This is a genomic window from Streptomyces sp. B93, assembly GCF_018070565.1.
Taxonomy (GTDB): Bacteria; Actinomycetota; Actinomycetes; order Streptomycetales; family Streptomycetaceae; genus Streptomyces.
Window position 1 is genome coordinate 1 of record NZ_JAGPXL010000068.1, and the last position, 26211, is coordinate 26211.

The 26211-nt window shown below is 70.8% G+C and carries 27 protein-coding genes; 3 read left to right on the plus strand and 24 right to left on the minus strand.

The features are described 5' to 3' along the window. Positions 1-218: 218 nt before the first annotated feature. Positions 219-599 carry a DUF192 domain-containing protein gene (locus KBY47_RS33885; RefSeq protein WP_210928077.1) on the plus strand — a complete coding sequence of 127 codons (381 nt, stop codon included), beginning with the start codon at positions 219-221 and terminating at the stop codon, positions 597-599. On the opposite strand, the gene KBY47_RS33890 is transcribed toward KBY47_RS33885, so the two are convergent. From KBY47_RS33890 to KBY47_RS33900, 3 genes are all read right to left on the minus strand, one after another. Continuing rightward, positions 580-1095: a hypothetical protein gene (locus KBY47_RS33890; protein WP_210928079.1), complete on the minus strand. Its 516-nt coding sequence runs from the start codon at positions 1093-1095 to the stop codon at positions 580-582. The genes KBY47_RS33885 and KBY47_RS33890 overlap by 20 nt on opposite strands. Beyond that, on the minus strand, positions 1092-1805 hold the full coding sequence (locus tag KBY47_RS33895) for a hypothetical protein (protein WP_210928082.1): 714 nt from the start codon (positions 1803-1805) through the stop codon (positions 1092-1094). The genes KBY47_RS33890 and KBY47_RS33895 overlap by 4 nt, the downstream gene beginning before the upstream one ends. Positions 1806-1871: 66 nt before the next feature. Continuing rightward, positions 1872-4061: a Tox-REase-5 domain-containing protein gene (locus KBY47_RS33900; protein WP_210928084.1), complete on the minus strand. Its 2190-nt coding sequence runs from the start codon at positions 4059-4061 to the stop codon at positions 1872-1874. 314 nt (positions 4062-4375) lie between these two features. On the opposite strand from KBY47_RS33900, the gene KBY47_RS33905 reads away from it, so the two are divergent. Continuing rightward, positions 4376-4609, plus strand: a complete 234-nt coding sequence (locus KBY47_RS33905) for a DUF397 domain-containing protein (RefSeq protein WP_308405390.1) — start codon at positions 4376-4378, stop codon at positions 4607-4609. 224 nt (positions 4610-4833) lie between these two features. Here KBY47_RS33905 and KBY47_RS33910 read toward each other — a convergent pair whose 3' ends face one another. From KBY47_RS33910 to KBY47_RS34010, 21 genes are all read right to left on the minus strand, one after another. Further along, positions 4834-5316 (minus strand): hypothetical protein, encoded by a 483-nt coding sequence (locus tag KBY47_RS33910; RefSeq protein WP_210928088.1) that lies wholly within the window; start codon positions 5314-5316, stop codon positions 4834-4836. 35 nt (positions 5317-5351) lie between these two features. After that, positions 5352-6206: a helix-turn-helix transcriptional regulator gene (locus KBY47_RS33915; protein WP_210928090.1), complete on the minus strand. Its 855-nt coding sequence runs from the start codon at positions 6204-6206 to the stop codon at positions 5352-5354. A gap of 295 nt (positions 6207-6501) precedes the next feature. Continuing rightward, positions 6502-6891: a hypothetical protein gene (locus KBY47_RS33920; RefSeq protein WP_210928092.1), complete on the minus strand. Its 390-nt coding sequence runs from the start codon at positions 6889-6891 to the stop codon at positions 6502-6504. Between the two features lie 4 nt (positions 6892-6895). Next, complete coding sequence (locus tag KBY47_RS33925; protein ID WP_210928094.1) at positions 6896-8827, minus strand: PrsW family glutamic-type intramembrane protease; 1932 nt, start codon at positions 8825-8827, stop codon at positions 6896-6898. Between the two features lie 330 nt (positions 8828-9157). Beyond that, on the minus strand, positions 9158-10159 hold the full coding sequence (locus KBY47_RS33930; protein ID WP_210928096.1) for an ACP S-malonyltransferase: 1002 nt from the start codon (positions 10157-10159) through the stop codon (positions 9158-9160). Beyond that, positions 10156-11445 carry a beta-ketoacyl synthase gene (locus KBY47_RS33935; protein ID WP_210928099.1) on the minus strand — a complete coding sequence of 430 codons (1290 nt, stop codon included), beginning with the start codon at positions 11443-11445 and terminating at the stop codon, positions 10156-10158. The genes KBY47_RS33930 and KBY47_RS33935 overlap by 4 nt, the downstream gene beginning before the upstream one ends. Continuing rightward, the gene (locus KBY47_RS33940) at positions 11442-11720 is read right to left on the minus strand and encodes an acyl carrier protein (protein ID WP_210928101.1); all 279 of its coding nucleotides are present in this window, start codon (positions 11718-11720) and stop codon (positions 11442-11444) included. The genes KBY47_RS33935 and KBY47_RS33940 overlap by 4 nt, the downstream gene beginning before the upstream one ends. Positions 11721-12016: 296 nt before the next feature. Continuing rightward, positions 12017-12640, minus strand: coding sequence for an OmpA family protein (locus KBY47_RS33945; protein WP_210928103.1), 624 nt, complete (start codon positions 12638-12640; stop codon positions 12017-12019). Positions 12641-12649: 9 nt separating this feature from the next. Further along, entirely contained in the window at positions 12650-13234 is a 585-nt protein-coding gene (locus tag KBY47_RS33950; protein ID WP_210928105.1) for a hypothetical protein, read from the minus strand. A gap of 34 nt (positions 13235-13268) precedes the next feature. Further along, complete coding sequence (locus KBY47_RS33955) at positions 13269-13868, minus strand: pilus assembly protein TadG-related protein (RefSeq protein WP_210928107.1); 600 nt, start codon at positions 13866-13868, stop codon at positions 13269-13271. Then, a complete protein-coding gene (locus tag KBY47_RS33960) occupies positions 13868-14068 on the minus strand; it encodes a hypothetical protein (protein WP_210928109.1) in 201 nt (66 codons plus the stop codon). Before KBY47_RS33960 ends, KBY47_RS33955 begins: the two co-directional genes overlap by 1 nt. 157 nt (positions 14069-14225) lie before the next feature. Then, a complete protein-coding gene (locus tag KBY47_RS33965; RefSeq protein ID WP_210928111.1) occupies positions 14226-15119 on the minus strand; it encodes a response regulator transcription factor in 894 nt (297 codons plus the stop codon). Between the two features lie 28 nt (positions 15120-15147). Further along, a complete protein-coding gene (locus tag KBY47_RS33970) occupies positions 15148-16620 on the minus strand; it encodes a sensor histidine kinase (RefSeq protein WP_247695657.1) in 1473 nt (490 codons plus the stop codon). An 18-nt stretch (positions 16621-16638) separates the two neighbouring features. Continuing rightward, a complete protein-coding gene (locus KBY47_RS33975) occupies positions 16639-17526 on the minus strand; it encodes a DUF5936 domain-containing protein (protein ID WP_210928113.1) in 888 nt (295 codons plus the stop codon). 22 nt (positions 17527-17548) lie between these two features. After that, positions 17549-18493, minus strand: a complete 945-nt coding sequence (locus tag KBY47_RS33980) for a type II secretion system F family protein (protein WP_210928115.1) — start codon at positions 18491-18493, stop codon at positions 17549-17551. Positions 18494-18504: 11 nt separating this feature from the next. Beyond that, the gene (locus KBY47_RS33985) at positions 18505-19845 is read right to left on the minus strand and encodes a CpaF family protein (protein ID WP_210928117.1); all 1341 of its coding nucleotides are present in this window, start codon (positions 19843-19845) and stop codon (positions 18505-18507) included. Between the two features lie 23 nt (positions 19846-19868). Then, positions 19869-20225: a TadE/TadG family type IV pilus assembly protein gene (locus KBY47_RS33990; RefSeq protein WP_210928119.1), complete on the minus strand. Its 357-nt coding sequence runs from the start codon at positions 20223-20225 to the stop codon at positions 19869-19871. Position 20226: 1 nt separating this feature from the next. Continuing rightward, on the minus strand, positions 20227-20565 hold the full coding sequence (locus KBY47_RS33995; RefSeq protein WP_210928132.1) for a pilus assembly protein: 339 nt from the start codon (positions 20563-20565) through the stop codon (positions 20227-20229). 218 nt (positions 20566-20783) lie between these two features. Continuing rightward, on the minus strand, positions 20784-22043 hold the full coding sequence (locus KBY47_RS34000) for an AAA family ATPase (protein WP_210928121.1): 1260 nt from the start codon (positions 22041-22043) through the stop codon (positions 20784-20786). A gap of 9 nt (positions 22044-22052) precedes the next feature. Then, positions 22053-22757, minus strand: a complete 705-nt coding sequence (cpaB, locus tag KBY47_RS34005; protein WP_210928123.1) for a Flp pilus assembly protein CpaB — start codon at positions 22755-22757, stop codon at positions 22053-22055. Between the two features lie 85 nt (positions 22758-22842). Further along, positions 22843-23667: a hypothetical protein gene (locus KBY47_RS34010; RefSeq protein ID WP_247695660.1), complete on the minus strand. Its 825-nt coding sequence runs from the start codon at positions 23665-23667 to the stop codon at positions 22843-22845. A gap of 408 nt (positions 23668-24075) precedes the next feature. Between KBY47_RS34010 and KBY47_RS34015 the strand changes: the two genes are divergently transcribed. After that, a complete protein-coding gene (locus KBY47_RS34015; RefSeq protein WP_210928127.1) occupies positions 24076-25785 on the plus strand; it encodes a chitinase in 1710 nt (569 codons plus the stop codon). The last annotated feature ends 426 nt before the right edge of the window (positions 25786-26211 follow it).

Genomic DNA, 26211 nt, shown 5'->3' on the forward strand with positions numbered 1-26211 from the left:
TCCCCGGCGTCCACCGAGAACCGGTGGGCGGCCCTGGGCAACAGCAGCCCGGCACCGGCGCCCCACAGGGCGGCCACGACGACGATGAGTGCGCGCACGCCGGGACCCTAGTCCGGTGGCGGCCGGCGGGGCATGGGCCCGTGGGCCCAAGTGAGGCCCACTTCGGCGGTCTTACGGATACGGTCGCCGCATCGACGTACGTTCAGAGGGGACCGGGCATGGGCCGACGCTGGCGGGACGGGCGGGGTGCGCTGGTCGTGCACGGCGGTGGACCGGGGGGCGCGGAGCTGACCGTCCCCCTGGAACTCGCCACCTCCTACCGTGCCCGCACCCGGGGTCTGCTGGGCCGGGACGCGGTGGACGGCGCGATCCTGCTCTCCCCCGCGAACAGCGTCCACACCTTCCGGATGCGCGTCCCCATCGACGTCGCCTACCTCGACCGCGACCTCACGGTCATCGCCGTCCGAACGATGCCACCGGGACGCCTGGGCCTGCCCCGCCCACGCTCCCGGCACGTCCTGGAGGCGGAGGCGGGGGCGATGGCGGGGTGGGGGGTGCGGGTGGGGACGCGGGTGGAGGTCATTCCGGCGGCTCGGTGACGGGCCGGGTGCTGAGGACCGCGGCGAGGATCATCGGGGCGTCGCCGTCGGACTGGCTGAGGGACAGGGCGAGACAGCGGTCCGCCGCCAGGTCCCAGACGGTGAGGTCACCGAGGAGGTCCCTGTCGGTGAGGGTCTGGTGGAGCACCGGCAGCGGCCGTCCGCGCCGATGCCGACGGAAGACGGCCACGCGCATACCGACCGTCCGGTGAGGCCCCCACTTGCGGTCCAGTTCATGGACGAGGAAGGCGAGATGCTCCTGGGCGACAGCCGCCGCCTGGTTCCACTCGGGGTCGTACAGGCCCGTGAAATCGGCGCTCTCCCAGAGCGGGACGATGCGGAAGCCGTCGCCGTCGGTCCCTGCCCACTCGCCGCTGACCGGATCGCCCCGGTCGACGGTTGTCTGTCCGGGGCCCGGCACCGGGGCCGCGAGAAGGGCCTCGACGTCGGACACCGCCCTGCCGAGGTCGAAGGGCTCCCCGAGGCGGACGGTCACAGGACGGGCCTGTCCATCGGCTGCGGCAGGGGGTCGAGGGCTCCGGCGTCGCGCAGGGCTTCGTAGGCCCGGACGACGGGGGCGGTGTCGTCGCCGGGCGGCGCGATGTCGAGGAGCACGCCGACGCCGGGGAGTTCCCTGCCGTCGCTCCCGTCCGGGACGCGGTCGGCCCGTCCCGGGGACAGGAAGCCGACCCACCCTACGGCCGGTGTGCCGACCTTGAACCCTGCTTCCTTCTTCAGCGCGGCCGTCACGGTCCGGTCGGTCGCGTCGCCGTGGTCCGGCTGCCACGCTTCGGCTACGGCGGCGAGCAGTTCGGCGTCGGGCAGCCGCGCGCCGTCCGGTGCTACGACGGTGACGATTAGCGACTGGAGCAGGAACTCCGGCCTGCCGCCCGCCAGCCCGGCCACCTCCACCTTCCAGCCGGGGGCGGGGTCGGCGAGCAGCACGCGCAGGGAGGTGCCGTTCGCCGCGGACCAGTCGTCGGCCGCCTGCGCCGTACGGAGCGCCTCGGTGAGGGCGGCGTCGTCGCCCGGCCGGAGGGTGCGCCCGGACCCGGTGACGGGAACCGTCCGCCAGGCCGGCTGGTCGCTTCCGCCGGCGTCCGTGAGGAGTCCGGCGAGCCGCGCCAGGGTCGCACTCCAGCGGCCGGTGAGCGCCTCCACGGACTCCGGCCGGGGCCCCCAGAAGCCCCGTACGACTCGTCGCATGTTCCTGCTCCCGCGTGTACGTGTTCCGTCGGATTCACCTTAGGTCGGCACCGGGCCCGCCGCCGGTCAGTCGTCGAACGCCTCCGGTTTGCGGTCGCCACCGGTCGGCTCGGGCCGGGTGTGGACGACCTCGATGTCCAGCCCGGCGTCCTCGAACGCGTCCCGCGCCGCGTCGGCGACCTCCTCGTTGGAGAAGTGCCACTCGACGTCCTTGCCCCGCGCCGCCTCGACCTGCCGCCGCGCCTCGGTGAGCAGCCGTTCCCGCCCGGAGGGGGTGAGTTCGGTGCGGTCGACGGTCAGGAAGGAGTCGTAGCCGTTCTTGGCCTCCAGATAGGTCCCCCGGGCGGAGTCCCACCCGTCGAACTCGACGTCGGGGACGTCCGGGTCGGGATGCGGCACGACGTACTCGTAGCCGCGCTGGGTGCCCGTGACCTGCTCCTGGTAGCGCAGCCAGGACTCGTTGCGCCAGTTCGGCTCGGGGTTGCGGTCGCGGCCGGCCCAGAACCCGTCCCCGCCGTCGGCGTCGCCGTAGGTCCGGGTGGGGAGCCCTTCGGCCCACGCGGGCGGGTCGTAGTTGCGCGGGTCACCGGTGTCCCCGTGCTGGGGCGGCGGCCACTCCTTCCGGTTCTCCAGCGCCCGCTCGGCCCGCCCCGGCTCCTCGGCCCGCTTCCGCTCCAGATAGGCCAGCCGCTCCTGCTCCCGCGCCTGGCGGGCCTGCTCCCTGGCCTCCTCGTCACACCCGCCCTCGGCACGCACGCCGTACGGCACGCGGGCCTGCGCGGCGGCGAGGACGGTGATCCCGGTGCCGGGCCCGCCGGAGAGGGGCGGCTCGTACGGTGTGCGCGCCGGGGGCGCCGCGATCACACAGCCCGACCTGCGGGCGGCGTCCTCCGCCGCGTCGGCGGCCTCATCGGCCCGGCGGGCGGCGTCCTCCAGGGCGTCCAGATCACCGGCACGCGCGGCCCGCCGGGCGTCCTCGGCCGCCTCGGCCGCGTCATCGACGATCTTGCTCAGCCTGCCGAGGGAGCCGACCTTCTCGGCGATCTTCGCCTCGCCGTAGCCCGGGATGAAGAGCGAGCCGACGTTCCAGAGCACGGTGGTGACGGCCCGCGTCTCGTTGCCGCTGTCCCACTGCTCCACGACGTCATCGCCGATGAAGGAGTCGAACAGCACGGTCCCGCCGGTGCCGAGGGAGGCGCCGCCCCAGTCGAGGATGGCGCCGACGTAGTCGCCGTCGTCCCACTTCTCACGAGCGTCGGCGGTGCTCTCGTACCACTCATCGCCGAGCGAACGGCCGTAGTCCATCAGGCCGTTCCAGGTGTCGACGGGATGGGTGACGACGTCCCAGATGCCCGTGACATCCCCCCAGATCCCGTCCACGAACAGCCCTTGACCGACCTGCTTGAGCTGGTCGCCCGCACAGCCGAAGAAGGCGCCTACGCCGGAGAAGCAGCCGTCGCCGTCGTCTGACGGGGGCTCCTGGTAGGGAGGTTCGTCGATCTCGTCGGCGGCGGATATGGGGTCGGCGGGATCGAAGCCGTGAGGACCGGTGTGGGTGTCGCCGTTGCTGTCACTGCTGCGGTCGCCGCCTCCGTCCCCGGCGTTGACCGGGCCGTCGTCGTCTCCCTCGCCCGGAGGAGCCGGGCAGGCCACCCCCGTGACCTTGCACACCTGCGCCTGGATACCGCCGTAGACCTGCGTCCCGAGCCCACTGAGCACAAGAGCGCCGATCACCGCGACGACAACGGCGACGAGCCCCGCGTACTCAACGGCGGTCTGCCCGTCGTCCTCCCGCCGCCAACGGATCATCCGGGGCAGCGAGAAGGGCCGCCGCTCCCGACGGTCGTACGCGGCGAGGCGGTACCACTCACGGCTCTCGGCCCGGGTGAGGAAGTAGAGGACGAGGACGGGCAGGAACAGCTGGCTGAACCCACGCGCCGACCCACCGGCGAGGTTCGAGAAGGCTCCGAGAACCAACCACACCTGCACGCCGGCGAGCGCCCACCAGACCCGTACCCCGCCCTCCCAACTCCGCCGCGCGAGCCACGCTCCGAGCACACCGGGGGCCGCGGCGTAGGCGGCGACGGCGAGGACGCGTCCGTCGAGGAGGTCGTACGAGGCGGCGGTGAGCAGCATCCCGACACCGCCGAGGAGGGTGAACGCGAACAACGCGTACACCAGCACGAGCCCCACGGCCAACGCCCGCGGCAACTCCCGCCGCCCCGACGACCAGCCATTCCCCCCGACGGAAGCCATACCGCCCCCCTCCTCAACTCCACCCGACGGCAGAGGGTTCACCCACCGCTCAGGTCATGGCCCGAGGCTAGGAAGGGGGCGGGGTGGGGGGATGGGTCCGGGGGCCCAATGGGGTGCCCAAAGTCGTCCGTGGTCGGGCGAGGTGGGGGCATGAAGGCGAGGAGTCGACTGGTAGCCGTCTGTTGAAGGCTTCGCGCGGCGGGTAAGACCCCTTACACGGACAGTGCGTCGCGGATCGAGGCTGCCTCGGTGTGGGATTCGGGACGCTCGAGTGCGGTGTCTCGACGCTGGGCAGGCGGTCGGGGCACCGCGACGTGCGAGAGGGGGCAGCATTGGCCGAGGATCGGGGTGCGGTTTCCTGGCGGAAGAGCAGCTACAGCGGTACCAATGAGAGCGCCTGCTGCGAGGTCGCGCGCCTCCCCGGCGCTGTCCACGTGCGCGACTCGAAGTTTCCGTACCGTGCGGAACTGGCCTTCACCCCGGACGTGTGGTGCGCGGCGCTAGCGTTGTTCTCGGCCTGGGGGAACATTGAGCAGAGCGATGGGTAAGTCGGATACAGCCGGATGTGCGATGAGCGGTCAGCAGCCTGAGCGGTCGACGGGCAGGGAGCCCGGCATCGCCGGATACTGCCTGGTGACCGGCGCTTTGGCATCGGCCGCGGGTGCGGGCGCCTCACTCCTCGTCGAGAGTGTCTGGCTGCGCCTCACCATGTGGCTCACGGTCTTGGTGGGCGTGGCCACGGCGGCTGGGTGGTGCTGGGTCAGGTCGCCTGTCACGGCACGTCATTGGACGGTGGATCTCCTGGTGCGTCCGGCAGCGCGGAACGCACCGTCTCGAAGAGCTTGATGAAGACCCTGACCAGGACCGGTCCCCCGGTGGCCGCACCCACCCAGCAGACCTCCGGCGCCACGCCCATGCGTATACCCGCGTAGGCCACCAGGACGGACACTGCCGAGAAGAAGGCGACGACGGCCACCAGGTTGCGGACGACGCGCATCACGTCGTCGACATGGGCCTGCCTGCGCCGGATCCCGTTGTCGGTCTCCGCCTTCTTCCACCGCAGCAGCTGGGCACACGCCTGACGGCTGCTGAGTACCAGCCGGACGACGGTCTTTCTCGGAGAGATCTCCGGCTTGTCCGGCGCAGAGGGCTGCCGCGGCTCCGGAACCGCGGCAGCACGTGGGGGGCCTGCACTCGCGGTCTCGGGGCTCGGCTCCGGTCCGCGGTGCTTGTTCCTCCCCTTGTTGGTCGTCATGCTGGCCTGGCCCCCGTCGGCACGTCGGTCTGGTGTCAGGTGCGGTGGAAGCTTTCGATGAGGTCGTCGATCAGCGCCGCCGTCTCCTCCTCGGACAGCGCCTTGTTCCGCAGGTCCTCGAAGCACTCCTGGTAGCGGGCCACCATTTCGCGGTCGTCGCGAATCGTGAAGACACCGCCAGGGCCTGCGACGTAGAGGACGTCCTCGTCGTCGCGGAAGCCGAGGAGGAAAAAGCTGCTGTCCAGGCTGTCGTGCGCTCCCGCGGCAAAGGGGAGGGCTCGAAGGGTGACGTTGCCCTCGACGGCCACTTCCTTGAGAAAGGCCAGCTGGCGGCGCATGACGGCCGGTCCACCCACCTGTCGCCGCAACGCCGCCTCGTCCACGATCATCTCCACCTTCGGGCCGTCGGCTTGGAAGATGCGCTCCTGCCGGGCCAGTCGCAGGTCGATGCGCTGCTGGACCTTCGCGAGGGGTTGCCCGACCTCGAAGAGAGCGTTGATGTAGTCAGCGGTCTGGAGCTGCCCGGGGATGAGGCTCGGGTGGTAGCCGCGGATGTCGGTCGCCGCGCTCTCGTAGCCGAGGTACTGGGCAAACGGCTGACTGATGACGTCGTTGAACTCCGTCCACCAGGACTGGCCCTTGCTGCCACGGGCGGCCTCTTCCAGTTCGGCCACGTGGTCCGGGTCCTCGACCCCGTACTCGTGCAGCATCGCCCGCAGGTCCGTGACGGACAGACTGACCGTGCCTGCCTCGATGCGGATGAGCTTCGACAGCGACCACTCCAAGGCATCAGCCGCCTCGCGCTGGGTCAGGCCCCGCTTGTCGCGGGCTGCCCGAAGGGCGAGGCGCAACTTGCGGCGGTTGAGGCTGGGGTCCACGGCCGTGGGCATGGTGCTCCTTTGAGTCTGCGACGACTGCTCAGACACTTGGCGTGCCGAAACCTGCCCATCGTATGGCTTCGGTCGGCCCTCATCACATCGAGCTACCCGATTAGCCGCATGCCACGAGCCGCCATCGTTTAGCCAATACCCGAAGTGACACATGTCCAATCGACCTGAGCTACCCCAGACTGGGAAGTGTCGCAGGTCACACTACCCAGGCCCGATGAATCCTGCGGCCCCACTGAAATTGCGGACCGATGGTTCCCGGCAGACCCCCGGCCATCAGGAGTCCCTCGACTTCGCCTCAGTCGCGCTCGCTTTCCTCACGTGCTTCCCGTGCGGCGTACGCCCGGGCGGCTGCCCGCCTTTCACTCAGGAATCCGACCGGATCCTGATCGAAACGGACGCAATCGCGTCGCCACCGTTCAAGAGCTGCGGTCACTGCGTCATCCGGGTGCATATAGGTCTTGGCCGCGCCCGCTGACGGTGACTCCATGCTGAAGCCGTGCAGGTGGAGCAGTCCGTTCTCCACCATGGGGTCGACGACGCGCGCCTCCGGTACCCCCACCCACTGAGCTGCCCAGACATGCACGTCCTGGCGGCTCAAACGTCCTTCGATCAGCGCCCTCCACTGCGCTTCCACGTCTGCACGGGTCGGACCTGTTCGGAACTCAGGCAGCATCAGCAATCCCATCCCGTCATTGCCACACTCCGGAATCCAGGCGGGCCTGCACATAGGACTCCGGCGCATTGAACCGCGTAATCGGCTTTCCGCTGGGGTTCGACGGATCCTTGATGACCACATCGTAAGTGCCGTCCTGCCGGTCGAGAATCTTCACCAGGTTCCCGGTGCTCTCGTCGAACAGCAGCTCCCCGTTCTTCCACACGTATTCGTCGTCCACGTCTCTTTCCCCACGCCTCAGGGCATCGTGAACGTCTCGTGGCGCCGTCGAATCCCCTCCCTCGGCACCTGCCCCCGCCGCCATGAGGGCCACGCCGGCCAGCCCGAGCGCCGTGGCTTGCAGTACGGCTTCCCTGGTGAGCAGCCCGCCCACGACACGTACTCCCACCACAGCGAGCCCACCACCCGGCGGGAACAGCGCCAGGAGCGACAGGAGCAGCAGGGCGAAGCCGAGGTAGAGGAGGAAGCGGTCCAGGGCTTCGAGGAGGTGGGCCGGGGGGATCGCCGGGCCGTCGGGGCCGGTGCGGCCTGTGCTGCGGTGGAGGAGGAGGGCGCCGGTGGTGGCCGAGGCCAGGGCGATGGAGGTGCGGAGGCGGTGGGCGGCGAGGACTTCCGCGAAGGGCTGGGCGGCCGTCTGCCGCCAGGTCCGGAGAAAAACGGTCAGCAGCCAGGCGATCCACACCAGCGCGGCCACCGTGAAGCCCCGCAGGACTGCCGGGCCGGACCCACTGGTGAAGTTCTCCTGGATCCCGGCCGTCGACTTGAACGAGCCGACGCAGAGGAAGAGGACGGCTGGAGCCATCAGGATCAGCGGGATCAGCGGCAGGAGCCACCGGCCGCCTCTCATACGCGCTCGGACCGCCGCCCTGACGCGGGCGCCCAAGTCGGCCGCACGCCAGGCTTCCGCGCTGTCCGTGGCGTCGATCCGGGCGGCGAGGGCGGACACGGTCCGGCGTAAGGGGTCATCGGGGGGCAGTGCGGTGCGCGCGGTGGAGTAGTAAAGGGCACGCCGCAGACGCAGGAAGCGGAGGGCGATGAGCGGGGTCCAGGGTGGGCGCCAGGCGGCGTAACGGATCAGCGCGGCGGCGCTGTCCCCGTCGGACCGTTCGGCACCGAGCAGCACATCGGGGAGTCGACGCTTGCCCCGGTGCAACACGACCGCGTCGACGCTCACCGCCAGCAGCAGAGCCACCAGCGGTACGGCCCACAAGCGGCCCTCGATGGACTCAAGCCACCGCTCACGCTCGTTGGCGGTCGGGTGGCCGGCGACGTAGTTGTTGAGCGCGTGATGGGCCCCCGCCGCCCCGACCAGCACCAACGACACCGGCTTCAGCCAGCCGGGCGCACGGTAGAGGATGCCGACCCCCAGCCCCGCGACCGCCGTCCACACCAGGTGCGTGAACGTGGCCACGGTGATGTCCCCCGCCTGCCCGAGGCCCAGCGAGGCGACGGGCGCGGGCAGCCAGGAGGTCAGGATCCGCGTCACGCCGGGGATGTACGGCGGTGCCAGACTGTCCGGGACGATCCAGCCGCCCTCACGGGCCAGGACCCGGTCACCGTCGAGGGCGTAACGCAACACTCCTTCCAATAACCCGAACCCGGCGCCCAGCCCCGCCCCCAGCACCGTGAAGTCGGTCAGCCCCCACTGCCGACGGACCTTCACATACAGCCCGGCCGCCAGCAGCGGCGACACCTTCACCAGCTCCTCCACCCACGGAGCCGTGGTGTACGCGGTGGTGTTCACGACCTCGACCAGCGAACGACCCGGCTGATCGGCGAGCGCCCTGGTGTACGCCAGCTCCACCAGCCCCGTCACCGTGCCGCAGACGTACGCACCCACCAGAACCGCCAGCAGCACCGTACTCAGCCGCACGGAACGGGTGGGAAGGGACAGGAGGGAGATCTGAAGAACGCCGTACAGAGCCGCGAGTAGCATGAGCACGGTCATGCGGGTTCCCCGTTCCCCGAGCTGACGTTCTCCATGGGTTCGCGTGCGCGAACGTCAGGCTAACGGCCTTACGCGCTCCCCGCGTTCGATTTCAGGAAGTCCCACCGTGTCTGAGAAGCGGCCAGCAAGGCGGCATTGGGGGATACAGCTGGCAGGTGCAACGTCAGTAGTTACGGTGTTCGTTGCCTGCTTGCGTCTTCCCCCACCGTTCGATATCGCACTCCCCGTAACGTACGCCGTCGGCTTGGGAGGTGCGCTGAGTCACCAGCGTGGACGCCGGTGATCGGACGCTTCGCGCGGTTCAGGGGCGAGGTTCTGGATCCGGCACGTCTAGGTCGGGCTGTCCGCGGTGACCAGGCCCGTTGTCAGGCGGTCGTGGATGCGGTTCAGGTTGGCTGGGGTGCGTAGGGGGGCGCAGGTGTGGGGGGTGGGGAGGTTGGTTTTGGTGAGGGTGCTCAGGACGGCTCGGGGGCCTGTGTCGATGTAGGTGGTGAAGCCTGCCTGGTGGAGGGTGTGCAGGGCTCGGGTGAAGTGGAGGGGGTCGGCCAGGTGGGAGGCCGCGGCCGTGCGGAGTTGGGCGGGGGCGTCCGCGCGGCGGCCGTCGGTGGCGGTGGTGTGGATCGGCAGCACCGGGCGCCTGAGGGGCTGGCTCTGGAGGAGGCGGCGGAAGGTGCGCTGGACCTCCGCCAGGAGGGGGTGGTGGAAGGCAGTGCGGCTGGTGAGGGGAGCGGCTCGGTGGCCGCGGGCGCGGGCCGCCTGTTGGAGGGGGGCCAGGTCGGGTCCCGGGCCTGCCAGGACGGTCTGGGTGGGGGCGTTGTGGGCCGCGATGCGTACGCGCGGGGAGTGGGCCTCGTGGAGTAGGGCCGTCGCCTGGTTCCAGGTCATGTCAGTGACCAGGAGGCCCGCTCGGGGCAGGCGGGCGTCGCGGAGCAGGCGGTCCCTGATGGTGAGGAGCTGTACGCCCTGGCGGATCGTGAGGGCGCCCGCGACCGTCAGGGCGGCGAGGTCGCCCACGCTGTGGCCGATGACCGCGTCGGCGGGGGCCGGGAGGAGGTCCCGTACGACGCTGGCGGCGGCCACGGCGGCGGTGTACGTGGCCAGGTCGAAGACGAGGGGGTGGGTGACCACGAGTTCCTCGGGGGGTGTCGACCCGGGCTCGGTGAGCAGGGTGGCCACCGACACGTTCACTCCCGCGTGCGCGTCCACCATCTCCAGGACCGCGCTGACCGGCGGGTGGTCCCGCAACGGGCCCAGGGCGCCCGGGAGGTAGGCGCCCTGGCCGGGACACATCAGTACGGTGCGGAATCCGCCACCACTCGTACGGGGATTCATACGGCGGTGGTGAAGGTCAGGGCCACGTTGTGCCCGCCGAAGCCCATGCTCGTGCTGAGGGCCGCGAGCGGGCCCGTGGCGGGCAGGGGCTGGGGATGGTGGCCCACGACGTTCAGGCCGAGCGTGTCGATCTCCGGGTCGAGGCGGTCCAGGGTGTGGACCGGCGGGGCTGTTCGCTCCCGTAGCGCCAGCACCGTGAGCACCGCCTCGATCGCGCCCGCGGCGCCCAGGGTGTGACCGAAGGCCGCCTTGGGCGCGCTGACCGCGATCTCCTTCAGCTCCTCCCCGAACACCGCCCTGAGGGCCTGCGCCTCGCAGAGGTCGCCGACCGGGGTGGAGGTGGCGTGGGCGTTGATGTGCTGGATGCGGGAGGGCGGCAGGCAGGCGTCGTGCAGGGCCGCCTCCACCGCGGCCGCGCAGCCCGTGCCGCCGGGTGCGGGCTGGGCGACGTGGTGGCTGTCGTTCGTGATGCCCGCCCCGGTCAGGTGGCCGTGGACGCGCGCGCCGCGGGCCGCGGCATGTTCCGGGCTCTCGAGTACGAGGATGCCCGCGCCCTCGCCCATGACGAAGCCGTCGCGGTCCGCGTCGAAGGGGCGGGACGCCTGGCCGGGGTCGTCGTAGCGGGAGGAAAGGGCCTGGAGGCGGGCGAACCCGGCGAAGGCCAGCGGGGTCAGGGCGGCCTCCGTACCGCCCGCCACCACCACGTCCGCCAGGCCGTCCCTGATGAGGGCGAGCCCCTGCGCGAGTGCCTCGGCGCCGGAAGCGCAGGCGCTGACGGGGGTGTGCACGCGCGCCTTGGCCCCGATCATCAGGCCCACCTCGGCGGCGGGGTGGTTGGGCAGCATGCGCGGGATGGTGCGCGGGCTGACCCGGGCGGGGCCCTCGGTCTCCAGGCGGTGGTTCTGTTCCAGGATGGTGGAGAGCCCGCCCAGTCCGACGCCGACGACGACGGCCACCCGGGTGCCCTGGTCCGCCGTATCGGCGAGCCCCGCGTCCCGCCACGCCTCCTTGGCGGCGACCAGCGCGAACTGTGCCGAGCGGTCGCAGTGCGACGCCTTCGCCGCCGGGAGCACGGTACGGGGCTCCACGGCCGCGCGCGCCGCGAGGTAGGGCTGCGTCGGGCCGTTCGGCGGGCCGATGTCGAGGCTGCCGATGCCGGACTCGCCCGCCAGCAGGGCCGCCCAGGTGGTGGCGGTGTCGCCGCCCAGGGCCGTGGTCATGCCCAGGCCGGTGATCACGGCCGGGGTTCCGGTGGGGGCCGGTGCGGCCCGGTGCCGTGGGCTCACGAGGGCTCACCGGCGGGGGCGGGGACGGTGGCACGGAGGTGCGCGACGATCTCCCGCACCGTCGTGAGTTCCTCCGCCTCCTCCATCGGCACCTTGATCTGCCAGTGGTCCTCGATGGCGGCGACCAGCTCCAGCCGGGCCAGCGAGTCGACGCCGAGGTCGTCCTTCAGGCTGCTGTCGGGCTGGACCTCGTCGGCGGTCAGGTCCTCGACCGTGGCGGTCAGCAGTTCGCGGACCTCGTCGAAGAGGGGGCGTTCATCGGCCGTAAATGACATGGGGGGTTCTCCTCCGGTACGTGACCCTTGGTGCGCTTATGCACGTCTTGTGTGCGAGTGCACGGTGAGAGCCTTTCCGGGCGTCCGGGACGTGAAGCGCCGGCTGAGGGGGACGGTGGATCACGGGGGGCACGGGAGGGGCGCCCCTTCGTTGGGGGCGACGCGTGCGCGCAGTTGAGTGCTTCGGGCGGGAGTTAGGGTGCGGGACGGTTCGCACGTAGAGGGCGAGGGGGGAGGGGAGAAGCACGAGACCCGCCCTCTGCCGGTGCGGCGGGGCGGGTCTCGGCGTCGTTCGGTCAGGCGTCTCCCCTCGGGAAGGAGACCTCCACTCGGCGGTTCTTCTTGCGGCCCGCCTCCGTGGAGTTGTCGGCGATGGGGTAGTCCTCGCCGTAGCCGCGGACCTCGAAGGTGACGCCCGCGTCGTTCAGTTCGGACTCCAGCACGCCGTGCACGGCGTTCGCGCGCTGCCGGGACAGGACGTCGCCGTGGGCGGAGGAGCCGAGGTTGTCCGTGAAGCCGAAGACGCGGATCCTTGTCGCGTTCTGCGTCTTGATCTCCTGCGCGATGGCGACGATGCGGGACTTCGCCTGCGCGCTGAGCCGTGCGCTGTCCTTGCCGAACAGCACCTCGGCCTGGAGGGCGAACTTCACGTCCGCGTTGGTGTCCTCACGGCGTTCGTCGCCGCTCTGGTCCTCGACGACCTGCTTGATGTCCAGGACCTTGGGTTCGGCGAGGGTGGCGCCCTCGGGGAGCTTCAGGTCGGGGTCGTTGGGGTCCAGTTCTACGGGGGCGGAAGCGGTGGCTTCGGTGCCGGGGGGGACGCTGGGGTTTTCGTCGGCTTGGGCGGTTGGGGTGCCGTGGAGGGTGGTGATGAGGAGGACGAGTGCGGTGGTGGTGAGGGGGAGGGTGAGGCGGGTCATTGATCAGCCTCACCCAGAGATCTGAAAGGTCGCGGTGGCGAAGGTCGGCAGTTGCAGTGAGACTTCCGACGTGGCTTCAGGAGGAGCCGGGAACTGCATGAAGACGGCGAGGGATTCACCCGCCTTGAGCGACGAGAAGCCGGTGGTGGTGAGCGGTCGGCCGTCCGTGTCGCGCAGAACGTAGTACCGCTTCTTGTCCGTGCTGTCCACCAAGGTCGCACCACCGAACGACATGCCGTGTCGGAGTATTTCCGTCTCATTCCCCCTGATCAGGGCGGGAACTGTGATCCGCTGAGCACCGTCGTTCTTGAGAGTGCCGCTGACCGTGAGGAAGCCGCCGGAGTCACGCTGAGCGCCAGTGATCTGGAGCATCAACCCGTCCGATCCCTTCAGCTCCGCCAGAACCTCATCGCCCTGATCCTCCTGGGCACTCGGCTGTGACCCGTCTCCCTTGGAAGCGGACGCCGAGGCCTGCGGCTTTTCGTCCTCGCCCCCACCCCCGCCTCCGCAACCGGCCACACCGAGGGCCAGACCGGCCGCAACGGCCAAAGCGACCATCCCCCTGCGGGCCTTCGTCGTGCACCGAATGCTCATGACTCTGCTTCCTTCATCACTTGTCGTTCGCGTGTCAGTCGGCAAGATGGACGTCGAAGAGATCTTTGGGCTCTGGGAGGTCCAGGAGATTCTCGGGATCCAGGTCCCAGTACCTGTCCTTGCAGGTGAGCCTGGGCAGCACGTTCTCGTCGGCGTCTTCGGCCGGGAGTTCGCACTTCGGCTCAATGACGGCAGTGGCGGAAGCCGTCGCGTGCTTACCCTCGGTGCCGGGCACGATGGTGTCGCCGACAGGCTCATCCGTTTCGACCTCGACCGTGAAGCGCAGGGGGCCCGGACTGCTGCACCCTCCCCCGTCGGTCAGATGCGCGCCGTTCTGAGCGGCGAGTTGCTCCGCACGCCAGCACGAGTCGCCCAACCCCGGCACATTACCTTCGAAGATCCCCTGCCAGGCCGCCGGATCCAGAACGTCCGTCAGCCACTGACCCGCGAGTTGGTCCCGCCGGTCTTGGGCTGCCGCCAGCGCCGCCGCATCAGCCGCTGTCTGAGCCTCGTTACGTGTGGCCGCAGCCTGGCCGACCGCGAAGTACGCGAACGCGAGAAAGAGCAGGCCCCCCACTACAGTGATGTAGATGGGGAATGCCTGCCCTGAATCGCCGTGCCTACGAAGGCGCATCAGCCGCCGGTGACCTGGGCGATCTGGTCGACGATCGCGGTGTAGATGGCGCTGCCGATATCCGTCCCCACAATCGCCAACACGATCGCCACCACCACCGCAATGATCCCCAGGTACTCCACCGCCGTCTGCCCCTTGTCGTCGCTGCGGGCCGCGCGGGACTGAAGGTAAGAGACCGTGGTGTTGATCCAGTTGCTCATGGTGTTCCCCTCCGGTGTCGGCTCGGGTGCCGTCGATGCCTGAAAGGTACGGCCGGATGCCCCTGCCGGTAGAGGGTCCGTGGGCCCAAAGGCGGGCCCAATCATGGTGGTCGGACCGCGGGCGCGTTGCCCTCGTCCCCCGTCGGGTCATCGTCGGTCACCCCACCCCTCGGCCGGAACCGCGGGCCGTGCCCAGCCACTTGGCGGCGGCCTCGGCGCGGCTGGTGCTGTGGAGCTTGGCGAAGATGCGGTTGATGTGGTTCTTGACCGTCTTCTCGCTGATGAAGCAGGTGGCGGCGATCTGCTGGTTGGTCATGCCGGACGCGATGAGGTCCATGATCTCCGCCTCCCTCGTACTGAGCTGGAACCGTGATCGGTCGGGGGCGGCCGGTCGGCCAGGGACGGGGCCGCCGCCACTTGTCCATTCAGACGTCGACTGTGCCATACCCGGTTGCAATCGCGAAAGGTTTTCCGCAGAAGTAGTTGGGGGTGCGATGGGTCTTGGACCAGTGAATGGGCCCATGCGCCCCTCAGGTTGGGGCGCGCTGGACACGCCCAGGCCATCCGGCAGTCCGCCCCTCGGCTCCCCCTCCCGTAGTTGCGCCAGCAACGCCCCCGCCGCCGTAGGGGTGAAGTGCGGCCTGCCGTCCCTGATGTCGCGGACCGCCGCCACCAGCTGGTCCGCGGTGAACTCGCCGTGGACCAGGTAGCCGCCCGCGCCCCTGCGCAGGGCCTCCTGGACGATCTCCGATTCGCGGCTGTACGTGAGCATCACGACCGGGGCGAGCCGGACGAGGTACGGGAGGGCGGAGATGCCGTCGACGCCGGGCATGCGGACGTCGAGGAGGATGACGTCGGGGGCGTGGGTGCGGGCGGCGTCGTAGGCCGCCCGGCCGTCCGCGGCTTCGGCCACCACCGTGATGTCCTCGCGGCCGGAGAGCAGGGCGGTGAGGCCCGCCCGGACGACCGGGTTGTCGTCCGCCACGATCACCCGCAGGGAGGGGTGCGGGGGCGGCTGTGGAGGGCCGGGGTGGGGCGTCTGGGCCGTCATCGGCGGCCTCCTCTCGTTTCGTCTCGTGTCATGTCGTGGTGGTGGGGGGCGGGGTCGAGATGTTCAGGGCCGCCAAGGGGAGGTCCAGGCGGACCTCCGTGCCCCTGGGGTGGGCGCCCTTGCCGATGCGGATGCGGGCGCCCACCGAGGCCGCCCGTTCGACCATCCCGACGAGACCGAAGTGGCCGGTCCGGCGGAGGTCTTGGAGCGTGGTGCCCGGAGGCAGACCGCGGCCGTCGTCGTAGACGCTGATGCGGAGCAGGTCGCCGTGGACCCCGGCCGTCACGTGGACCTTCGAGGGGGAGGCGTGGCGGTGGGCGTTCTCCATGGCTTCGGAGGCGATGGTGAGGAGTTGGCGGGCGACCGCCGGAGGGACGGGTGGGATCGTGCCGGCGCCTGGGGCGTGGTAGGTCGCCTGGACGCCGGTTCGGGTCGTGAAGTCCGCCGTTCGGGCCGCCAGTTCCTGGAGTACGTCCGTGCCGTGCGCCGGGTCCGACTCGCGGCGCAGGTCCGTGAGGAGTTCGCGGGACTCGGCCGCCGCCCTGCGGGCGGAGCGGGCGACCAGCTCTGCCTGGCGCTTCACCGACGAAGGGTCCGTCTTGTCGGCCGAGGCCGCCAGGCCGTCGGCCGCCAGCGCCACGCCGTGCAGGGTCTTGGCCACCGAGTCGTGCAGTTCTCGGGCCAGACGGGCGCGTTCCGCGCCGATCGCCTCCGTCACCGCCAGGCGGGCCTGCACCGTCGTCAGGGCCCTGGTCGCTTCCCCGAAGCGGAGCATCAGGCTGCGCAGGGTGGAGCCGGCCGCGCCCGCGATGACGCACAGGCCGGGCAGGAGCAGCACCTCGGCCAGGGTGCTGTCCCGGGTGTCGTCGATCGTCGCGTGGACCAGCAGCAGGATCAGGGACTGGAGGGAGGCGAAGGCGGCGGCGCCGCGCCAGCTGTAGACCAGGCCTGCCAGCAGCGGCGTGGTGACGCTGACGTAGGCGAGTGTGGTGTCCGGGCCCGCCGAGACGAGGAGCAGGGAGCCGAACAACGTGTCCAGGACGAGCAGGGTGGGGTGGCGCAGGAGGAGGGGGCCGAAGCGTTCCCAGTCCCGGAACAGGACGTAGGAGACCATGAAGGTGATCACGACGGCCGTGCTCACCAGGGTCACGCCCACGCCGGGGGACGCGTTGAGCAGGGCCGCGGGCGCGGCCAGGGCGATCATCGCCAGGCGGAAGCCGAAGACCTGCCGGCACATCGCCTGGAGCGCGTTGATCTGGATGGGGAGGGCGCTCTTGTCGGAGTCCGGAGGCTGCGCAGGCTGGCTGTCCGGCACCTCCTCGCGCTCCGGGAGCGCCGGGGTCGCCGACGTCACCGGGATGTCCGGCGCCCCGGTCCGCGCCCGCGCCGGGAGGACCGTGCCCGCCGGGGGTGTGGTGATCTCCGGGGACTTGGTGATCCGGGAGCGGCGGCGGAGCAGCCCAATGCCCGTGTCGTCCTCGGACGTCTGCCAGGTCGGCATGGTGTGCGGCCCCCTCCCTCACTCGCCCGTGATCGAGCCGAAGTCGGTGCCCGAGCCGAGGATCAGGCCCGCGCCGAGGAGGATCATCGTGGCCGGGACCATGAAGGTGGTGATCATCATGGTGGCCTTGGGGACCGCGCGGGCGGCCTTGCGGCGGGCGTTCTGGGCGTCCGTACGGCGCATGTCCTTGGCCAGGGCGACCAGGGTGTCGACGATCGGGGCGCCCAGTTCCTCGCCCTGCTGGAGGGCGGTGACGAACATGGCCACCTGTTCGGAGTCGTTGCGGCGGCGCAGTTCGGCGAAGGCCTGGCGGCGGCTCATGCCGAGGTCCATCTGGCGCAGGGTGATGCGGATCTCGTCGGCCCAGGGGCCCTCGTACTTGGACGACACCCGGTCCAGGGCCTGCCGGAAGCCGAGGCCCGCGCTGACGACGACGGCGAGGACGTCCAGGAAGTCCGGGAGCGTCCGCTCGATCACGTCCTTGCGGACGCGGATCGCCGACCAGATGCCGACCTCCGTCCAGAACACGCCGAAGGCGAGGAGGAGCAGGGCGACCAGGAACTGGCCGCGCAGGAGGAAGACCAGGCAGCCGAGGCCGCCGAGGAAGCCGTAGACCGCGCGGCGGGCCGCGTAGCGGTCGATGGTGAGGCCGCCGGGGTTGCCCGCCAGGTCTATCTTGCGGCGGTACTTGGCGACCTGTTTGGGGCCCATCATGCGCAGTACGGCGGGGGCGTAGCGCATGCCGAGGCGGTCGACGGCGGAGTCGACGGCGCCGGTGCGGGTGGCGCCGACCTCCAGGGCGAGGGCGAGGTCGCCGGGGAGCTTGGCGTCCGCCCGGTACATGCGGATGCCCGCGAAGACGCCGTAGACCGCGAGGCCCATGACCAGTGCAAGCAGGAGTGCCATGCTCGGTTCCCGTCCTCCCGGCTCAGACGTCGATGCGCGACAGTCGGCGGATGAGGACGAAGCCGACGGCGTAGAGGCCGAAGGCGATGAGGACCGCCGCCTGGCCGACGGGTGAGCCCGTCATGCGGTCCAGGGCGCCGTCCTTGACGCCGTTCATGAGGAACAGGGAGCCGACGCCCATGATCGGCACGGCGTACGACGTCATGTTCACCTGCGACAACTGCGTCCGCACCTCCCGCCGGGTCTCCTTGCGTTCCTCCAGCGTCTCCGTGAGGTTGCGGAGCGCGGCGACGACCTGGCCGCCCGCGCGGTTGGAGAGGACGAGGGTGGTGACGAGGACGACGAGTTCGCGGGAGGGGAGGCGGTCGGCGAGTTCGCCGAGGGCGTCGTCCATGGAGGCGCCGAGGGCGAGCTGGTGGGCGACCTTGGCGAGTTCCTCGCCCGCGGGGGCCTCCAGTTCCTCCGCGGCCATGCCGATGGCGGTGCGCAGGGCGAGTCCCGCCTGGGTGGCGTTGGCCATGATGCGGGAGAGTTCGGGGAGCTGGTTGATGAACTTCTCGATGCGTTTCTGGCGTTGCCAGTTCAGGAACTGCATGGCCACCCAGATGCCGAGGAGTCCGGCGATGGGGCCGAAGAACGGGGCGAGGGTGGCCTGGCCGATCAGCCAGAGGCCCGCGACGGTGACGAGCATCGCGGCGAAGAACTCGCCGGGGGTGATGTCCAGGCCGGTGGCGGCGAGGCGTAGTTCGAGGTGTTTGCCGAAGCGGGTGCGGCGCAGTCGGCGGTCCAGGTCGCGGAAGTGGCGTCGGCGGCCCGTGACCGGGATCTGGCCGGTGGCGGAGAGCCGGTCGACCAGGGCCTGGCGCTGGGCCCTGCCCATGGCGTAGGCGTGCAGGCCGACGACGGCCAGGACGCAGGCCAGCAGCGCGACGCCGGTGGTGAGGGTGACCAGGTTCGCTAGTTCCATGGTGGGGGGACCTACCTGCCTGCTTCTCGTGCGGTCAGCTGGTGGGCGGACTGGGCCACGCCGAAGGCCTGAGGGATGGGCTGACCGGCCATGTAGAGGCGTTCGGCGACGCGGCGTGGCAGCGGGAGGTGCTGGAAGGCGCCGTGGACGCGGCCGTCGGCGGCCATCGGCTGGGCGTCGAAGCGGGCGACGGTGGCCAGCCGGTACGGCTCGCTGGCGTGGCTCTCCAGCAGGGCGATCTCGGTGATGCGGCGGGCGCCGTCGGCGAACCGGGTGAGCTGGACGATGACGTCGACCGCGCTGTTGATCTGGTCGTGGAGGGCGACGAAGGGGATCTCCACGTCGGACATGGACGCCAGGGTCTGGAGCCGCATCAGGGCGTCCTCCGCGCTGTTGGCGTGGACGGTGGCGAGGGAGCCGTCGTGGCCCGTGGACATCGCCTGGAGCATGTCGAGGGACTCGCCGCCGCGGACCTCGCCGACGACGATGCGGTCGGGGCGCATCCGCAGGGAGTTGCGGACCAGATCGCGGATGGTGACCTGGCCCTTGCCCTCGACGTTCGGGGGGCGGGACTCCAGGCGGATGACGTGGGCCTGTTGGAGCTGGAGTTCCGCGGAGTCCTCGATGGTGATGATGCGTTCGCGCTCGGGGATGAGGCCGGAGAGGGCGTTGAGCAGGGTCGTCTTCCCGGTGCCGGTGGCGCCGGAGACGATGATGTTGAAGCGGGCCTGCACCAGTCCGGCGAGCAGGTACACCATCTGCTCGTCCAGCGAGCCGAACTCGATGAGTTCCCGCAGGGTGAAGGAGCGCGGGAAGCGGCGGATGGTGAGGGTGGCGCCGGTGAGGGAGAGCGGCGGGATGATGACGTTGACGCGTTCGCCGGAGGGGAGGCGGGCGTCGACCATGGGGTTCGACTCGTCGACGCGGCGGTTGACGGTGGAGACGATGCGCTCGATGGTCTGCATGAGCTGGTCGTGGGAGGCGAAGCGGACGGGGAGTTGTTCCACCCGGCCCGCGCGCTCGACGAAGATCGAGTCCGGGCCGTTGACCATGATCTCCGTGATGGAGGCGTCCTCCAGGAGGGGTTCCAGGATGCCGAGGCCCAGCGCCTCGTCGACCACCCTGCGGATCAGCTGCGAGCGTTCGACGGTGGACAGCACCGGGCCCTCGCGGCTGATGATGTGCCCGAGCACCCGCTCCAGCCTCGCCCGGCGCTCGGCCGCGGCGAGCGAGGTCATCTCCGCGAGGTCGATCTCCTCCAGGAGCTTGGCCCGGTAGGAGGCGACCAGGTGGCCGTCCTCGCCCCGGTGGCCGTTCTCCTCGGGGGAGTTGATGCGTGCCCGCAGGCTCATCTGCCGTACTCCTCACGCCTCGTTCAGTCGTCCGACGGCATCGTGGCGGTCTTGGTCGCCGGGCCGAAGTCCCAGCCGGGGACGATGGAGGGGATGTCGACCGTGGCGGTCACCCGTACCTCCTCGCCCAGGTCGGCCGTGGCGCAGCCGGTTCCGTCGGCCAGCCAGGAGCTGACCGCGTTCTGGCAGGTCTGCTGGACCGGGCCGTCCAGGGAGGCGCTGCGAGCGCCCGCGCGGGCCGCCGTGCCCGCCTGCTGGGCGGTGTAGGCGATGATGCCGAGCTGGATGCCCGCCATGGCGACGATGAGCAGGACGGGGAGGAAGCCTAGGTACTCGATGGCGACCTGGCCCCGGTCCCGCCGCTGACTGCGGTACGTCATCTCAGCCCGTCTCCTCTACGACGGCTCCCGCGTGCCCCTCGACCTCGAAGGGGAAGCCGATGGCGCCCGGGAAGAGCACCGGCACCTTCAGACGCACGTCGGCCGTCACCATGCCGCCGCTCTCCCCGCAGGTCACACTCGCTCCCCCCTCCCACGCGCTCGGCAGGTCCTCAAGGCCCGCCCGCCGGCACGCCCCCTGCCGGTCCTCGGCCGCCGTCCCCGCCCGTACCGCCTCGTCAGCAGCGTTCCCCGCGAGCGTGAAGGTGTACCCCACGAGGACGAACTGCCACAGCAGCACCAGCGTCAGGATGATCAGCGGGGTCATGCCGAGGAACTCGATGGCGACCTGGCCCCGATCCCGATCCCACTCCCGGAACCGATCCCGGCCTAGGCCCCAACCCCGGAACCGACTCCGGTCCCGGCCCTGGCCCCGATTCCGCTCCCGGACTCGGTCCCGGACCCGATTCCGCTCCCGGACCCGGCCCTGGCCCCGATCCCGGCCCCGCAACCGATCCCGACCCCGGAACCGATCCCGCTCCTCCCGCCCGACCCGCATCCCTACCCCCCTCCGTCCCGGCGCCGCCGGAAGACCAGCGACCCCCGGTCGCCGCCCCGGGCGCGTCCGCCGCCCTTCTGGGCGCCCTCGGGGACCCTGACGAGGCCGAGTTCGCCCGCGAGGGCCCACAGGGCCTGCTTGACCGCGCTCTTGCTGTCGAGTTCGTGCAGGCGCCCGGCGTCCACGGCGCCTTGCAGTTCCTTGAAGTTGGCGGGGACCGCGGTCCCGGCGACGGCGGTGCCGGTGATCCTGCGGATCAGCGGCGGCTGGATCTCCGTACCGCGGGTGTGGCGGTTGACGACGACGGTGGTCTCCTCCGCCTTGCGGATCTGGAGCCGGTCCCACATGCGGACCATGCGTTTGGCGCCGCGTACGGCGACGACGTCGGGGGTGGTGACGAGGACGGCCGTGTCCGCCATCTCCACGGCGGCGGCGCTGGCGCCGCTCATCTGGGCTCCGCAGTCGATGACGACGGTCTCGTAGCGGGAGCGCAGGGCGCTGACGATCTGCCGGGCGGCCCGGTCGGTGACCTCCTCGCCGCGTTCGCCCTCCCCGGGGGCGAGCAGCAGGGCCACGCCGGTGTCGTGCCGGAAGACGGCGTCGGCGAGGACGCGCGGGGAGATGTCGGTGATGGCGGCCAGGTCGACGACGGAACGGCGGAACTGGACGTCGAGGTAGGAGGCGATGTCGCCGGACTGGAGGTCCATGTCGACGAGGACGGTGCTCCGGCCGGAGGCCCCCGCCGCGAGGGCGAGCTGGATGGCGGTGACGGTGGCGCCGACGCCGCCCTTGGAGCCGCTGACGGTGACGACGGTGCCGCCGACGCCGGGCAGGACGTCGGTGCCGCGGCCGAGGTGGCGCCGTACGCCGACGGACCACTGGGCGACGGCCTGGACGCGGTGGGCGAGTTCCTCGTAGCTGAGCGGGAGGGCGACCAGGCCGCGGGCGCCGGAGTCCATGGCGGCGGAGAACAGGCCGGGGCCGGCGTCGGAGGTCACCAGGATGACGCCGACGGCGGGGAAGCGGAGCGCGACCTCGCGGATGAGTTCCAGGGCCGGGACGGGGCCGATGCGCTCATGGACGACGACCACCTCGGGCAGTTCGTCGACGGACTCGGCGGCGAGCCGGGCGAGGGTGTCGACGAGCTGGGTGGAGTCGACCACCGGGGCCACCGGCTCGGCGTCCGGGAGCTGGCTGAGCAGGGTCGTGAGGGACCGGACCGCGTCCGCGTCGCCGACCGCCGGCAGGATCCTCGTGGGCATACGGACCTCTCACTTGTCCTTCGCGAGTTCGTACGTCCGGTCGGTCTCCGGGACGGTGGTGTCGGTGCCGGGCGCGACCAGGGCGAGCCGGACGCGCTGGGCGAACGACTCGGCGTACGTGATGCGCTGGGCGTCGATGGTGGACAGCGCGAAGGTGATCGGGACGGCGTCGGTGGGACGGCCGCGGTTGTCCTCGTCGGGCTCCAGGGAGGTGAGCCGGCCGACGTCGAGGACGCGGGCGTTGGTCACGATGATCTTGGACTGGGCCGGGTCGCCCTCCCGCTCGCCCGCGAAGGTGGCGTAGACGTTGACCGTGGCGCCCGGTGTGATCTTGCCCGCCACCCCGGTCGCCGCGTCGATCATGATGGCGACCTCCTGCTCGCCCGCCTGGAGCGCGGGCTGGTCGACGACCATGTCGGTCTGGAGCAGGGAACCCTCGCGCAGGGTGGTCACCGCGATCTTGCCCTCGATCTGCCGGAGGTCGGTGACGGCGTTGTCCGAGAGCCAGCGCTCGGGCATCTCGATCTTCTCGAACTGGCCCGTGCCGAGCGGCGTGTAGGGCGCCACGTCGGACTTGACGCGGTAGGCGGTGACTTCGGGGCCGACCTTGGACTCGACGTCGTTGATGACGGACAGGACGCCCGCGAACGCGGCGAGGGCGCACAGGACGGACAGCAGCAGGAGGATCACGCCGCGGCGCTGACGGGAGTTCATGAACCGTACAACCTCATTGGGGATATCGGCCGAGCGGACAGGAGTCGTACGAGCGGTGCCTGAGGGAGCGGTACGGGTGGGGGGCTCATCCGGCCGCGATCTGGCGCGGTGGGGCGGGGGCGGCGACGACCGGTGCGGTGGCGGAGCAGAAGACGCAGCGGTCGCCGATGACGTCGATGCCGCACCAGTGGCAGCTGCCCTGCCGTACCGACGTCACCAGCTGGTAGAGGACCGACAGGTCGGGCAGGTAGGTGCAGAACTCGATCAGCCTGCCGGTCCCCCACCAGGCGGCGGACTCGGCGGGCTGCGTCACCTCCCGCAGTCCTTGCGCCTTCCAGGCGGGGGCGAGGGTGCCGGTGACCCAGTCGGACTGGAGCTGGCCCCGGGCGACCAGCATCCAGGTGCCGAACTCGGGGCCGGCCAGCCGGGCTTCGGGCCCGATCCGCACCAGCTGCGGCTCGGGGTGGACGACGACACCGAACTGGCTGCCGGGCACCCAGGACTTGGCGTGCGCCTTCAGGCTGACCGGGACGCGGTCCAGCCTGGCGACGGAGCCGAGCAGCGCCCCGGCGTGGAGGTAGTGGGTGAGGAGCCGGCCGGCCGAGGCGAGGACGCCGGGGCTGAGGTCGCAGGAGGCGAGCTGGCGCAACTGCCGGGCCAGGACCGCGAGGGCGAGGGGCGGCAGATCGGGGCGGAAGAAGGCGATCCGGTCGCTTTCCAGGATGGAGCGGACGGTGTGCAGCCGCCGTGCCACCGCGGCGGGGACGGCCCGCGAGCAGACGACGATCACATACCCGTGCTGCTCGATCAGGGTCAGCGTCTCGGCCAGCACCTGCTCCAGCGGGCGCTTGTCGAGGTCCTTCAGGACGACGGCGGGCATGGTCCGCTCGTCCTGCGGCGGCAGCGCCATGTCGGCGCTGGTCACGGCAATGGCAGTTGGCACGCGCAGCTCCCCGTTTCCCCATGCCCGGCGGTCCCGCCGTGATCACTCGGGCGGCCCTGGACGACTTCACTGCGTGACTACCTCAGCACTGTATCCACGCCTCTGTGACCGGAGAACAGCGTTTCCGTAGCTGTGGAGCAACTGTCGTTGCACAAGACACGTCAAATCGGGGCAGGGCGGCCATCCGGGCCCCACCCGAAGGCGTGGCGGGCGGACCGCGCGGATTGACGGCGCGCACCGCCGAGTTGGGCCGACCGACCCACCGGAACGGTTTGGTCTGGACCTCTTGACAACTCAATTGGCCTAGACCAACTTGTAGGCGAGCGGTGGCCACCGTCGTCCCCAACGACCCCCACTTCCCCCACCGGAGGCCCAGTGGACCGCGCACGCACACCGAGACGCAGCCGAAGCGGCCGGATACGGCTCTGGTCCTCAGCCGTCACCGCCGCGCTCGCCCTCTCCCTCACCACCGCCCAGCAGGCGTCCGCCGCGGACATCAACAACGCCAGGAACGCGGGCTTCGAAGCGGGCCTCGCCAACTGGACCTGCTCCGCGGGCAGCGGTACGACCGTCTCCTCGCCGGTGCACGGCGGCTCGGCCGCCCTGAAGGCGACCCCGGCCGGGCAGGACAACGCCCGCTGCACCCAGACGGTGGCGGTGCGCCCCAACTCGACGTACACCCTGAGCGCCTGGGTGCAGGGCGGGTACGCCTACCTCGGCGCGACGGGCACCGGCACCACGGACGTCTCGACGTGGACCCCCGACTCCGCGAGCTGGAAGCAGCTCTCGACGACCTTCACCACCGGCTCCGCCACCACCTCGGTGACGGTCTACACGCACGGCTGGTACGGCCAGCAGCCCTACCACGTCGACGATGTGTCGGTCTTCGGCCCCGACGGCGGCGGAGGGGGCGACCCCGACCCGACCGTCCCGGCCACCCCCACCGGTCTGACGGTCGCCTCCACGACGGCGTCCTCCGTCTCCCTGCGCTGGAACACCGTCTCCGGTGCGACCGGCTACAGCGTCTACCGCAACGGCACCAAGGTGACGGCGGTGACCGGCACCACGGCGACGGTGACCGGCCTGGCGCCCTCGACGTCGTACTCCTTCCAGGTCACGGCGACCAACGCGGCCGGTGAGTCGCCCAGGTCGACGGCGGTGACGGGGACGACGACCACCGACCCGGGCGGCGGCACGGGCGTGCCCAAGCACGCGCTGACCGGCTACTGGCAGAACTTCAACAACGGGGCGGCCGTGCAGCGCCTGTCCGACGTGCAGGCGCAATACGACATCATCGCCGTCGCCTTCGCCGACGCCACCGCGACACCGGGCGCCGTGACCTTCAACCTGGACTCGGCGGGCCTCGGCGGCTACACCGTCGACCAGTTCAAGGCCGACATCCGCGCCAAGCAGGCCGCGGGCAAGAAGGTCATCATCTCGGTCGGCGGCGAGCTGGGCACGGTCCGCGTCAACGACTCCACCTCGGCGACCAACTTCGCCAACTCCGTCTACGCCCTGATGCAGGAGTACGGCTTCGACGGCGTCGACATCGACCTGGAGAACGGCCTCAACGCGACGTACATGAGCCAGGCGCTGCGCTCGCTGTCGGCGAAGGCCGGCCCGTCCATGGTGCTGACCATGGCCCCGCAGACCATCGACATGCAGTCCACGTCGGGCGCCTACTTCCAGACCGCCCTGAACGTGAAGGACATCCTCACGGTCGTCAACATGCAGTACTACAACAGCGGTTCCATGCTGGGCTGCGACGGCAAGGTGTACTCGCAAGGCTCGGTCGACTTCCTCACCGCCCTCGCCTGCATCCAGCTCGAAGGCGGCCTCGCCCCCTCCCAGGTCGGCATCGGCACCCCCGCCTCGACCCGGGCCGCGGGCAGCGGGTACGTCTCACCGACAGTGGTGAACAACGCCCTGGACTGCCTGACCCGGGGCACCAACTGCGGCTCCTTCAAGCCGTCCCGCACCTACCCCGACCTGCGCGGCGCGATGACCTGGTCGACGAACTGGGACGCGACGGCGGGCAACACCTGGTCCGGCGCGGTGGGACCGCACGTGCACGCGCTGCCGTAATGACCTTCGGCACTTCGCGGTATCCATAGGAATTCCCCTCCCGACAACAATTCGCCCAGCCCCCCGGAGAATGACCGGGGGGCTTTATACATGACCGCGATATGCGCTCGCCAGTGCGCGGACAATTCGGGCGCCGCCCTGCTTTTTTGTGTTTGAACGTCGCGAGTTGTCCGGTCGTTTGACATGGCGTCAGCCGTCCCACTAGAAACCCCGGCGCCATTCCCCTGCGCTCTTTCGGCAATTACGGAAGATCACTTCGAGATGGCAGTTTCAGCCAGGTTCTATCAGGAAGGTTTGGCGTGAGACCCAGACTGGGAAGGGCAACGGCCTGCATGGTGGCAGCCGCGGTGATCAGCACCGCACTGCCCCAGCTCGCCTACGCCGCACCACCCTCGAACGACAATGACGGCGGCGGGATCGTCGACA

Bases quoted from the DNA above. Each gene is read 5' to 3' on its own strand.
- KBY47_RS33885 (WP_210928077.1), top strand. From the start codon at position 219: ATGGGCCGACGCTGGCGGGACGGGCGGGGTGCGCTGGTCGTGCACGGC.
- KBY47_RS33895 (WP_210928082.1), bottom strand. From the start codon at position 1,805: ATGCGACGAGTCGTACGGGGCTTCTGGGGGCCCCGGCCGGAGTCCGTG.
- KBY47_RS33900 (WP_210928084.1), bottom strand. From the start codon at position 4,061: ATGGCTTCCGTCGGGGGGAATGGCTGGTCGTCGGGGCGGCGGGAGTTG.
- KBY47_RS33910 (WP_210928088.1), bottom strand. From the start codon at position 5,316: ATGACGACCAACAAGGGGAGGAACAAGCACCGCGGACCGGAGCCGAGC.
- KBY47_RS33915 (WP_210928090.1), bottom strand. From the start codon at position 6,206: ATGCCCACGGCCGTGGACCCCAGCCTCAACCGCCGCAAGTTGCGCCTC.
- KBY47_RS33920 (WP_210928092.1), bottom strand. From the start codon at position 6,891: ATGGGATTGCTGATGCTGCCTGAGTTCCGAACAGGTCCGACCCGTGCA.
- KBY47_RS33925 (WP_210928094.1), bottom strand. From the start codon at position 8,827: ATGACCGTGCTCATGCTACTCGCGGCTCTGTACGGCGTTCTTCAGATC.
- KBY47_RS33930 (WP_210928096.1), bottom strand. From the start codon at position 10,159: ATGAATCCCCGTACGAGTGGTGGCGGATTCCGCACCGTACTGATGTGT.
- KBY47_RS33940 (WP_210928101.1), bottom strand. From the start codon at position 11,720: ATGTCATTTACGGCCGATGAACGCCCCCTCTTCGACGAGGTCCGCGAA.
- KBY47_RS33945 (WP_210928103.1), bottom strand. From the start codon at position 12,640: ATGACCCGCCTCACCCTCCCCCTCACCACCACCGCACTCGTCCTCCTC.
- KBY47_RS33950 (WP_210928105.1), bottom strand. From the start codon at position 13,234: ATGAGCATTCGGTGCACGACGAAGGCCCGCAGGGGGATGGTCGCTTTG.
- KBY47_RS33955 (WP_210928107.1), bottom strand. From the start codon at position 13,868: ATGCGCCTTCGTAGGCACGGCGATTCAGGGCAGGCATTCCCCATCTAC.
- KBY47_RS33960 (WP_210928109.1), bottom strand. From the start codon at position 14,068: ATGAGCAACTGGATCAACACCACGGTCTCTTACCTTCAGTCCCGCGCG.
- KBY47_RS33965 (WP_210928111.1), bottom strand. From the start codon at position 15,119: ATGACGGCCCAGACGCCCCACCCCGGCCCTCCACAGCCGCCCCCGCAC.
- KBY47_RS33970 (WP_247695657.1), bottom strand. From the start codon at position 16,620: ATGCCGACCTGGCAGACGTCCGAGGACGACACGGGCATTGGGCTGCTC.
- KBY47_RS33975 (WP_210928113.1), bottom strand. From the start codon at position 17,526: ATGGCACTCCTGCTTGCACTGGTCATGGGCCTCGCGGTCTACGGCGTC.
- KBY47_RS33980 (WP_210928115.1), bottom strand. From the start codon at position 18,493: ATGGAACTAGCGAACCTGGTCACCCTCACCACCGGCGTCGCGCTGCTG.
- KBY47_RS33985 (WP_210928117.1), bottom strand. From the start codon at position 19,845: ATGAGCCTGCGGGCACGCATCAACTCCCCCGAGGAGAACGGCCACCGG.
- KBY47_RS33990 (WP_210928119.1), bottom strand. From the start codon at position 20,225: ATGACGTACCGCAGTCAGCGGCGGGACCGGGGCCAGGTCGCCATCGAG.
- KBY47_RS34000 (WP_210928121.1), bottom strand. From the start codon at position 22,043: ATGCCCACGAGGATCCTGCCGGCGGTCGGCGACGCGGACGCGGTCCGG.
- cpaB (WP_210928123.1), bottom strand. From the start codon at position 22,757: ATGAACTCCCGTCAGCGCCGCGGCGTGATCCTCCTGCTGCTGTCCGTC.
- KBY47_RS34010 (WP_247695660.1), bottom strand. From the start codon at position 23,667: ATGGCGCTGCCGCCGCAGGACGAGCGGACCATGCCCGCCGTCGTCCTG.